The following is an 8,889-nucleotide window of genomic DNA, read 5'->3' on the forward strand; positions in this document are numbered from 1 at the left end:
GCATTGTCGTGCGAGCGGCGGACGGCTATTTCCCCTCTTCGCAGAGGTCCGCCGAGCCTTCCGTGCAACCACCGAGGCATTTCACTTTTCCGTACAAGTCGACGGCCGCACCCCCGCCCGGCTCGGTGGAACACCAGACCTCAAGATAGGAGTCGCGCGCGCAGTTGCCCACTCCGCACTTGACGCTGCCGTACTTGTCCTTGACCGCCCCGCCACCGACCTTGGCGCAATAGACCTTGCGGTACGAGTCGGTCTCGCACTGGCCGTTGCCGCAGACCACCTTGCCATATTGGTCCTTCACGCAATCGGCGTTCGCGCCGGGAGAGAAGACGGCCAGCGCAAGCAGGATGGCGGCAGCGATTTTCATTGGGGCCTCCTTCAGGTCATTCAGCATTCAAGCTCGGGCGTCCTATTCGCCGCGTGCCCGCCGCAGCGTTATCGACTCGCCGGCGATGCCCCAGTTGTCGGTGTCGACTTCGTCGATGACGACGACCGTCGTCGCGGGATTCTTCCCGAGCACGTCGACCAGCAATTGGGTCGCGCCCTGGATCAGGCGGGCCTTCTGTTCCGGGGTGGCTCCTTCCTTGGTGATCCTGATGTTCACGTAGGGCATGGCTTCTCCGAGGGGGTGTTGGAGGGGAAGGGGCGAAGCGAAAGGGCAAAGCCGCCGGCCGAATGTTCGCACGGATCCGCGCGGTCGATGATCCGGTTCGCGTCCGTGTCGGGCGAATTGTCGGGCAACACAGCCTATGCGCATCAATACGACCCGAGTCCGAAGCCTCAGTTCCCCGCCAGCACATTGACCTGATGTCCGATCTTGTCGCATCCATCGCTGCGATTGTCGGTGCCGGGACCAAACCACGAGACATAGGTGTTGTGGTCGATGAGCAGCGCGGCCGCCGGCTGCCCCGTGCTCTTGAAAGTGCTGTTGTAGGGGTCGTCGCCGTGGTCGAGGTAAACCCCTTCGGTAATGAAGCACGCCTGCGAGTGGCCGCACACCGTCGAGATATGCACGGGGATGTTTGCCGCTCTCAAGACGTTGCGGATGAATCCCGTCGTGCCATGGCAGCCGGCGGTCCAGTGATTGAACTGTCCGCCCGCCCCGATGGCGGGATTGATCGTTCCCTCGATGATTCCGGTGATCGGCGGGTTGCCCCGGTACTGCCAGTGGTTCCCGGTCTCCAGGTACGTGAAGGCGCCGTAATAGTGGACGAGGTTGTCGCGGACCCATTGCAGGAGATTGCCGATGGTCCCGATGCGGGAGGCGCCGATGATGTGGCCATTGGCCAGGAAGGCATAGGTGTATCGGGGCGGCGCGATCAGCGATGCGCCGAGATTGTCCTTGCGCTTGACATAGTTGCCATGTCCCGGCGACCCGGTGGCGACGGTGAAGCTGTCATCCACCAAGCGCGACATGATCGCAGCGCTGTCGAACAGCACCTGGAGCTGTTCGTCGTTGTAGGCCGTGACGGACCACGGCACATGGTGGCCGATCTCCACCACGAGTTCCAGCGCGATCCACCGGGTGAAAAGATCCCAGGCGTAGGCAGCGCTGACGCCGGTCCAGGGGGAGTCGTTGTCGTTGGTGGTGTCCCGGACGTTGACCGGCGGGTAGGGCAGGCCCTCCGCGCTGGCCGAAAAAGTGCCGGACTGCGCCTGCATCCACTCCCACGCCTCGTCGAACGCCGTGTCGAGCCGGGCCCTTTCCTGCGACGACCAGTTCGGCCATGCCCGCTTGGCCGTTTCGGGAATGTCATAGGCCGAGACCTGAAACATCACCTGCCATTTGATGGCGTTGGCGACGTTCGGATGTGCCCTTAACCAACACGACACGGAGGGGGGCCTGCCGAAAAGGCGTCGGAGGCGATTGATCATCCAACACCAGAGCCAGTCGATTCTGAACCATTTCAAGTACTCGGGCATCGGATCTTCCTTTCAGCGTCGAGGGCTGCGCACGACTTCGGGCGGCCCGGAGCTTACTGCCACTTGCACTCCCGTACGAAGACCAGAGGTTCATCCACCAACTCCCCGATCGATACCGTTTCGCCCGTCTCTTTCTTCAACAATAAAGCCCGCTTCGTATCTGCCTCCTCCCTGAGGAGATACCGCATGCCCTTTTCCAGGTCGGCTTGCATCTTGTAACAGCGAATTCGTTGAGGCATGAGCGGGTGCGCATACGGCATGTTCTTTAGCCACAACACGTGGCGTCCAGAATTCACCACGTAGGCGTACTCGCCAAGGGCATTCGGCACCCGCAACGATTGGAGCGGAACGCCATCAAGCCCACGCAGCACTATCGGACGTTCCCGGTCTTCGGCTATCCGTGCGACCAGGGAAAGATCGTCTGTCGATGAGTCGCTCAGTGCGATCAGCGATTGGGGAGCATGAACACAGCCCCCGGCAAGAATCGTGAGGAGCAACAGCAAGGATGTGTTCCACATATTTCATCCGGCCATTTGCCTGCGGCGACTTCCTGGTTTTGCCCAGCGTTGCCGATAAGCGGCCTGCGGAAGCCGGCTGTAGCAGGCCCGGTTGAATAGCGGGTTCGGCGTCACCGTGGTCACTGCCGAGACAGAATCAAATGGGTGGCCCGTGCCGAGGCTTCGTGCTTGACGCAGGCATAGCCCAAGGCAGGAAGATTTACACCTTCGAAGAGTCGCTCACCGGAGCCGAGCAGGACTGGCGATATGGCTATGTGCATCTCATCGATAAGACGGTGGCGAAGATACTGTTGGATGACATTGACTCCCCCACCAAGGCGAACATCTTTGCCTTCGGCGGCTTCCCGGGCGCGTTCAAGTGCGACGGCAGTGCCTCCCGTCACAAAGTGGAAAGTGGTGCCCCCCTCCATGACAAGCGGTGCGCGCTCGTGGTTGGTCAGCACGAATACCGGCACGTGATACACAGGGTTCTCGCCCCACCAACCCCGCCAGCTCTCGTCCGGCCATGGACCACGAACAGGCCCGAACATATTTCTGCCGAGGATCCATGCGCCGATGTTCTGGAAACCTCGAGCGGCAAACTCATCGTCGACGCCCGTTTCCCCGCTATCGCTACCAAACAGCTTTTGCTGAAAGGTTCGCGTGGGGAGCGCCCAGCCATGAAGCGAAGTGCCGCCAACGCCCAGTGGATTGTCCATGTCCTGGTCTGGGCCAGCGCCGAAACCGTCTAGTGAAATGGTGAAACTCTCTACGCGAAGCTTGGACATCGATGTCAAGGAAAGTCGTCAGTTGCTTCGTGCAGTACGGCGCTTCGGTGAAGGCTTGGGAGATTGCTTGGCGGTTCGCGGTTCGGCCAAGCGGCCGGTAACGTACTTGTGGAGCACGCTCGCGATGAGGGTTTGATATGGCACGCCTTCTTCAAGCGCCTTGACTTGAATGTCGCTCAGATCGCCAGAGGACAGGCGGATGTTGACGCGGCGGTCCTTGATCGCGGTGGCGCGCGCCGCTGCCTTGAACTTCGCAAGCTCAGCCTTGGTCGCAACGGACTTCAGTTGGCCCTTATCAAAAGCAGTCAGGACTTCAAGTTCGTAGGAGTCAATTTTCGGCATCTGTTTCACCTTGATTCAAATAGTCCCTCGTCGCCTTGCGGCTCGGAATTGCTGTCTTGAGGAAGAAATACTCATCCTCTTCGACAAACGGCACCAAGTACGCGTAGTTGTCACACGCGACAACGAGAACGCGCTGCTTGGGGTATTTCGCCTGGTTCGGGTGAGCCAGGATGTCCAGCAGGCCGCCAGCCTCGATCGAGACAACAATGCTCTCGAACGAAATGCCCCGCTCGGCTTTGATGGTCTCGTTCTTCTCTGGCGCCCAGCGAAACGGTTTCATGTGGGAATATTACGCAAGTGTGTGCCTTTTGTCACCACGCTGCAGCGGGCGCCGTTTCAAGATGTCTAACGACGCTGTAGAAAAAGTCGGCTCTGGCGAGACGGCGATCCGGTAATTCCGACGATGGAATGAAAATGGCGCGGTGAAATCCCCGCCATTTTTTTGTGCCTCGCGGCACGTGAAAAGGGGTTTTTCTACAGCTTCAACGTTTGAGCTGAGGGGCCGATGCCGTTATGGCGCTTGGCCCGCGAAGCGGATGATGACAGCGAGCGCTTCGCGGGCCAAGCGCCATGCCGGTGGAGGTCCCGCTCCAGCGAAGGGTTAGGCGTCTCCCGCGTCACTCGAAGAAGCGGAGAAGGCTACGTTGAGATAGTTTGTCGCCGGAAAATGCCTCGCGCAGGCTACGCACGGTCACACCGATCAGGGGTATGTCGTCCAGGGGATTCGGTCCCTGAATCGCATGGGTGGGGTAGCGGCGCAGCACGTCAAGGCCAGCGGGATTCACGAGATGCATCCGCATGCCGCGCTGCGCACCAGCCTGAACCAGTAGGTCGTTTATGTGGTTGTCTTGGAACCCATATCCAATGACCATGACTTTCGTGTCGCCAGCGTTGAGGTACTGAGCAAAGAGCTCCAGGTAGCGCCGAAGAAGAGGGTGCCGATCGATGGCCTACAGCTTTGCCCCACCCATCACCATGAGGTGATTGCCTGCGGGGTCCCGCCAGTTCGCGGAGCCGTGGAGCTTGAAGATTGGTTGAAAGTGGTCTTCAAGCCGTACTTCGCCGGCAGGCTGCCAAGGGAGTGCGATTCGCTCAGCTGGCTGAGCAGCCTGCCAGTTTGGTGGCGGAGCCATGCCCGGGTAGGCCGGACCCACCCAGCGCCGCTTGCCGCCAACCAGTTCGTTGCGGTAGTGGAGCTCAAGAAGCAGATCTTGGTTGAGGGTGAAGATTGCATCGAAGCGGGACAAAAAGGCGTCAATTGAGTCGCGAGCGTCGTTGGACAGCCCCCAGCCAGGAAACGCCGCAAACACTTGATTCATGTCCGTGAACGTTGCCATGACGGCCTGCTCGAACGCCGCTAGGCGCGCAGTGGCCTCGGCAGATGCGCGAGTCCGAGCTTCGGCTTGAAACTCTGCGAGGGTGTCCTCAAAGTTGCCGCTGTTTCGAAGTCGCGAGTAGGTTTCCCTGTCGTTCGCAACGCGACTCAGCAGTTCCCCCAGGACTTCCGCAGCCAACCACCCACCCCAGTTTCTACTGAATCCAGCGCCAAGAAGTGCGATGTGTGACACAGACGGCTCCTGAGACGCCTAACGTGCAAGCTCAGGGGCGCGAAGCCGGCTTGCCGGCGGAGCGTCCCTCTGGAGCGGCGGGTTAGGCATATAGCTATGCACCTTTCCTGAGAAAGACTGTTCTAATCAGATCACTCTCGCTTTGGTCCGCAGGGCAACTTTTTGAGGTCGGATGGGCAAAGGCGATGAAGTCTCCACCAGACCGCCCATACGAAATGGCCTCCCCCATCAGTCTGCTGTTAGAACGTCGATAGATTCGGATGGAGAACCTACGCAGTTCCCCTTCCCCTTTGAATGCGTCGCCTTTCTTCAGATCAGAAATGTCCATGATGTACCGGTATTCGGGGCCGAGGCGCTCGTCGTTTTTTCGCCCTCTCCATCCAGGAAATGGATCACCCCACTGATCAAACATGTCCGGTGGCAAAACTACCGTTTCGTAGACTTTGACGCCGCCATCCTTCTTACACAGCTCTTCCATTCGACGGTCGAGTGCAAATTTTTCACAGCCTGCAAGGAAAACACTGATGACTATGAGGTAGAGAATCGGCAGACGGCGCGGCAATAGATGCATATGCCTAACGTGATGTAGACGTCATCAAAGAATTCCAAATATGGAAATACACATCCATATGTGGGAATTGGTTGCCATAGGTGGCCATGGGGAAATGTCGATATCTGGTCATGCGGCAAATCTCCATATCTAGGTGTTTTCGACGACTCGATCTTCAAGACGGAGTTGTTTGATCGCGCGAACGGGGGCGCGCCAGAGGTGGCGCGCGCTGTCCCAGGCGCCGCCGGCCTGCCTGATGGCGCGGCGCAGTTCGGTTTCGTCGTAGGCGATTCGCAGCCAGGCTTCCCTGGGCTTTGCCGGGCGTTCGTCAACCACGAGTTCGACCGTGGTCAGGCGCCGGCGTGTGCCGTCCGGTGTCCGGATCTCCCGGTAGCGCACGCAGACCAATGCCGCGCCGTAGCGCTCCAACAGGCGTCGGGTGCCTGCGGTGCCGGGGGAAAGCTTCTTGATGACGGCGCCCGTAGTCGCGGGGGGCGGTGGTGGCGATGGGGGCATGGCCGTGCTGTCCGATGTCCAATGACGAAAGCTTACCCAACTTTCATGACAGCGGCAACGGCCGCGTGCTGCGCGATTCAGGCGGCCTTGACGGTGATCGGTATGGCGCGGTGCTTCTTCAGCTTGCCGATCACGTGCATCTCGCACTTCTTGCAGTCGAAGCGCAGGGTGAGCTTTTCCTTGCCGTTGATCAGCGTCATCGGGTCGGGGCGGATGCCCTTCACTTCCTTGGGGCAGAGGTTGTAGCTGTATCGCAGGCAGTGCTTGGTGATCATCAACGACACCGCGCCCTTTTCCTGGTTGGCCTCGTAGGCGTCCTCGATCACGCGCACGCCGTGCCGGGCGTAGAACGCGCGGGCCTTGGTGTTGAGGACGTTGCCGAGGTAGCTGAGTTCGGCCTCGGGAAAAGTCGGCGTCGGCGATACGGCGATGGTGCGCACGGGCCGGCGGTAGGCGGCGATCCGTGCGGTTTCGAGCGCGGCGACGGCGTCGCGGCGCAGGGCGTTGATGGCGGAGGCGGGCAGGAAGCGGGGCTGCGCCAGCGCCAGCTCGATTTCGCCGGTGGCGTAGATGGTGTTGCCGAGCTTGCCCAGGCTTTCGCGCAGCGTGGCCAGCGCGCGCCCGGCGTCCTTGGCTGGTTCCTTGGCGTGGGGCAGGGTGGCGGTGGCGGCGATGCCGTCCTCGTCGGTCAGCGTCAGGGCGAAGCCGTCGGCGGTCTCGGCGAATTCCATGCGCACGCCGATGCGGCGCTCGGCGGATTTCTTCTCGAGCGCGCGCTCGAATTCCTGGTCGCGGTTGCGGTAGAGCGTCTTGCCGACGGCCAGTTCCTCGGGCATCGCGTTGGGGTAGAGGCGCTTGCCCTCGGCGCGGTTGATACGCATGCCGACCAGCTCTTCGTGGTCGTCGAAGAAGCTCACGCCGTCGCCGTTGGCGAGCTGTGTCGTGGCCTCGATGTCGCACCAGTCCGGGCCGACGGCGGTGACGGTGCCGATTTCCTCGCCGGCGAACTTGGGCGTGTCGAAGGCGCCGATGTCGGCCTTGCGCTCGTTGACGAAGTAGTCGGTGGCGCCGCGGTTGAAGGTCTTCTCGGGCCGCGGCGTGAAGGTGTAGCTGCAACGGCCGGACGAAGCCCGGGCGTACCGCGCCCGGCTGTCCGGATGCTCGATGATGCCGTCGAGCAGCTGGCGGTAGTGGGCGGTGATGTTCTTGACGTAGCTGAGGTCCTTGAGCCGGCCCTCGATCTTGAACGAGCGGATGCCGGCGTCGGCCAGGGCGCGCAGGTTGGCGCTCTGGTCGTTGTCTTTCATCGACAGCAGGTGCTTCTCGTGGGCGACGATGCGGCCGCTGGGGTCGGTCAGGGTGTAGGGCAGGCGGCAGGCCTGCGAGCATTCGCCGCGGTTGGCGCTGCGGCCGGTGTGGGCGTGGCTGATGTAGCACTGCCCGCTGAAGGCCACGCACAGCGCGCCGTGGATGAAGAACTCCAGCGTCGCCGTGGTGGCAGCGCCGACTTTTCGGATCTCGTCGAGCGAGAGTTCGCGCGCCAGCACGATCTGCGAGAAGCCGACGTCCTCGAGGAACTTCACTTTCTCCGGCGTGCGGTTGTCGGTCTGGGTGCTGGCGTGGAGCTGGATCGGCGGCAGGTCGAGTTCGAGCAGGCCCATGTCCTGCACGATCAGCGCGTCGGCGCCCGCCTCGTATACCTGCCAGGCGAGGCGGCGCGCATCCTCGAGTTCGTCGTCCTTGAGGATGGTGTTGATGGCGACGAAGACCTGCGCATGGTAGCGGTGGGCATGGGCGGCGAGGCGCTCGATGTCGGCCACGGTGTTGCCGGCCGAGGCGCGCGCGCCGAAGGCCGGCCCGCCGATGTAGACGGCGTCGGCGCCGTGGTCGATGGCGGCGATGCCGAAGGCGGCGCTCTTGGCCGGGGCGAGGAGTTCGAGCCTGTTGTCGCGCATCAGCGTTTGAACAGGTTCCAGACGATCTCGACGCCCGAAGTCACCAGGTCGCCGACGGACTCTTCTACGGGGCGGTTGAGCACGTTGGTCGCCTGGCGCTGGCTCTTCTGCTTCTCGGTCGCCAGCACCGCCTCGGCCAGTGCGTTGGGATCGAGATGCGTGCGCTTGACCTCGGCCTGGTGATAGGTGGCGAGCGCCTGCTGCACGGCTTCGGGATCGAGGATGGCGATGGGCGCGCGGCAGTGGGTGCAGGCGGCGTCCTTGCGGATGTCGACCGGCGCGCCGCAGCCGGTGCAGCGCACGGTCTGGATGCGCGCCGCGAGCTCCGCGATTTCGAGCGGGCTCAGTTGCCGCACGAAGCCCTTCTCGATCATGAACTGGGCGAACACCGTGAAGCGGCCGTGGTTCTGCAGGCAGCGGTGGTAGGTGAATCTGCCGCTCTTGGCGACGTCGAGGCCGGCCAGCAGTTTCTCGTTGCAGCGCGGGCAGCGCAGCGGCTCGGCCAGCGGCATGCGCAGGTCGTCGCGGTGCTCGTGGATCAGCTTGAACAGCTCGACGATGCCGCCCGGCGCGATCTGTTCGCTTTCCCACTGGTCGAGCCAGATGCCCTGGCACGAAAAACAGAGGTCGAGCTCGACCGTGCCGAGCAGCTTGCCGGGCAGGTTCAGTGGCGTCATCGCGGCGCGACAGGAGGGGCAGTGGGTTTCGCTCATGGTGGGGCAGGGACAGGGCGGCAATTGTAGTCCAGCG

General features: G+C 62.0%; 13 protein-coding genes. All 13 read right to left on the reverse strand.

Annotated elements, in window-relative coordinates; genetic code table 11:
- Nucleotides 1–25: 25 nt before the first annotated feature.
- Nucleotides 26–367: a hypothetical protein gene (locus EJE94_RS09285; RefSeq protein ID WP_124962434.1), complete on the reverse strand. Its 342-nt coding sequence runs from the start codon at nucleotides 365–367 to the stop codon at nucleotides 26–28.
- Nucleotides 368–409: 42 nt separating this feature from the next.
- Nucleotides 410–613, reverse strand: coding sequence for a 2-hydroxymuconate tautomerase family protein (locus EJE94_RS09290; RefSeq protein ID WP_121240857.1), 204 nt, complete (start codon nucleotides 611–613; stop codon nucleotides 410–412).
- Between the two features lie 167 nt (nucleotides 614–780).
- Nucleotides 781–1,923: a hypothetical protein gene (locus EJE94_RS09295; protein WP_124962435.1), complete on the reverse strand. Its 1,143-nt coding sequence runs from the start codon at nucleotides 1,921–1,923 to the stop codon at nucleotides 781–783.
- A 53-nt stretch (nucleotides 1,924–1,976) separates the two neighbouring features.
- Nucleotides 1,977–2,426, reverse strand: coding sequence for a hypothetical protein (locus tag EJE94_RS09300; protein ID WP_124962436.1), 450 nt, complete (start codon nucleotides 2,424–2,426; stop codon nucleotides 1,977–1,979).
- A 134-nt stretch (nucleotides 2,427–2,560) separates the two neighbouring features.
- Nucleotides 2,561–3,208: a dihydrofolate reductase family protein gene (locus EJE94_RS09305; RefSeq protein WP_121240863.1), complete on the reverse strand. Its 648-nt coding sequence runs from the start codon at nucleotides 3,206–3,208 to the stop codon at nucleotides 2,561–2,563.
- 18 nt (nucleotides 3,209–3,226) lie between these two features.
- Nucleotides 3,227–3,550, reverse strand: a complete 324-nt coding sequence (locus tag EJE94_RS09310; protein ID WP_121240864.1) for a hypothetical protein — start codon at nucleotides 3,548–3,550, stop codon at nucleotides 3,227–3,229.
- The gene (locus EJE94_RS09315) at nucleotides 3,537–3,830 is read right to left on the reverse strand and encodes a toxin (RefSeq protein ID WP_121240866.1); all 294 of its coding nucleotides are present in this window, start codon (nucleotides 3,828–3,830) and stop codon (nucleotides 3,537–3,539) included. Before EJE94_RS09315 ends, EJE94_RS09310 begins: the two co-directional genes overlap by 14 nt.
- Before the next feature lie 337 nt (nucleotides 3,831–4,167).
- Nucleotides 4,168–4,422 (reverse strand): hypothetical protein, encoded by a 255-nt coding sequence (locus tag EJE94_RS09320; RefSeq protein WP_121240868.1) that lies wholly within the window; start codon nucleotides 4,420–4,422, stop codon nucleotides 4,168–4,170.
- A 78-nt stretch (nucleotides 4,423–4,500) separates the two neighbouring features.
- A complete protein-coding gene (locus EJE94_RS09325) occupies nucleotides 4,501–5,118 on the reverse strand; it encodes an SIR2 family protein (RefSeq protein ID WP_124962437.1) in 618 nt (205 codons plus the stop codon).
- Between the two features lie 94 nt (nucleotides 5,119–5,212).
- Nucleotides 5,213–5,689 (reverse strand): hypothetical protein, encoded by a 477-nt coding sequence (locus EJE94_RS09330; protein WP_124962438.1) that lies wholly within the window; start codon nucleotides 5,687–5,689, stop codon nucleotides 5,213–5,215.
- A 129-nt stretch (nucleotides 5,690–5,818) separates the two neighbouring features.
- Nucleotides 5,819–6,097: a hypothetical protein gene (locus EJE94_RS09335; RefSeq protein WP_121240872.1), complete on the reverse strand. Its 279-nt coding sequence runs from the start codon at nucleotides 6,095–6,097 to the stop codon at nucleotides 5,819–5,821.
- 164 nt (nucleotides 6,098–6,261) lie between these two features.
- On the reverse strand, nucleotides 6,262–8,139 hold the full coding sequence (locus EJE94_RS09340; protein ID WP_121240874.1) for a peptidase U32 family protein: 1,878 nt from the start codon (nucleotides 8,137–8,139) through the stop codon (nucleotides 6,262–6,264).
- Nucleotides 8,139–8,852: a zf-TFIIB domain-containing protein gene (locus EJE94_RS09345; RefSeq protein WP_121240876.1), complete on the reverse strand. Its 714-nt coding sequence runs from the start codon at nucleotides 8,850–8,852 to the stop codon at nucleotides 8,139–8,141. The genes EJE94_RS09340 and EJE94_RS09345 overlap by 1 nt, the downstream gene beginning before the upstream one ends.
- Between the last annotated feature and the right edge of the window lie 37 nt (nucleotides 8,853–8,889).

The sequence above is a fragment of the Sulfurisoma sediminicola genome, assembly GCF_003865015.1.
In the GTDB taxonomy this organism is placed as follows: Bacteria; Pseudomonadota; Gammaproteobacteria; order Burkholderiales; family Rhodocyclaceae; genus Sulfurisoma; species Sulfurisoma sediminicola.

Coding starts and splice junctions, on each gene's coding strand:
- EJE94_RS09290 (WP_121240857.1), bottom strand. CDS start 613: ATGCCCTACGTGAACATCAGGATCACCAAGGAAGGAGCCACCCCGGAA.
- EJE94_RS09305 (WP_121240863.1), bottom strand. CDS start 3,208: ATGTCCAAGCTTCGCGTAGAGAGTTTCACCATTTCACTAGACGGTTTC.
- EJE94_RS09310 (WP_121240864.1), bottom strand. CDS start 3,550: ATGCCGAAAATTGACTCCTACGAACTTGAAGTCCTGACTGCTTTTGAT.
- EJE94_RS09330 (WP_124962438.1), bottom strand. CDS start 5,689: ATGCATCTATTGCCGCGCCGTCTGCCGATTCTCTACCTCATAGTCATC.
- EJE94_RS09285 (WP_124962434.1), bottom strand. CDS start 367: ATGAAAATCGCTGCCGCCATCCTGCTTGCGCTGGCCGTCTTCTCTCCC.
- EJE94_RS09295 (WP_124962435.1), bottom strand. CDS start 1,923: ATGCCCGAGTACTTGAAATGGTTCAGAATCGACTGGCTCTGGTGTTGG.
- EJE94_RS09340 (WP_121240874.1), bottom strand. CDS start 8,139: ATGCGCGACAACAGGCTCGAACTCCTCGCCCCGGCCAAGAGCGCCGCC.
- EJE94_RS09320 (WP_121240868.1), bottom strand. CDS start 4,422: ATGGTCATTGGATATGGGTTCCAAGACAACCACATAAACGACCTACTG.
- EJE94_RS09345 (WP_121240876.1), bottom strand. CDS start 8,852: ATGAGCGAAACCCACTGCCCCTCCTGTCGCGCCGCGATGACGCCACTG.
- EJE94_RS09315 (WP_121240866.1), bottom strand. CDS start 3,830: ATGAAACCGTTTCGCTGGGCGCCAGAGAAGAACGAGACCATCAAAGCC.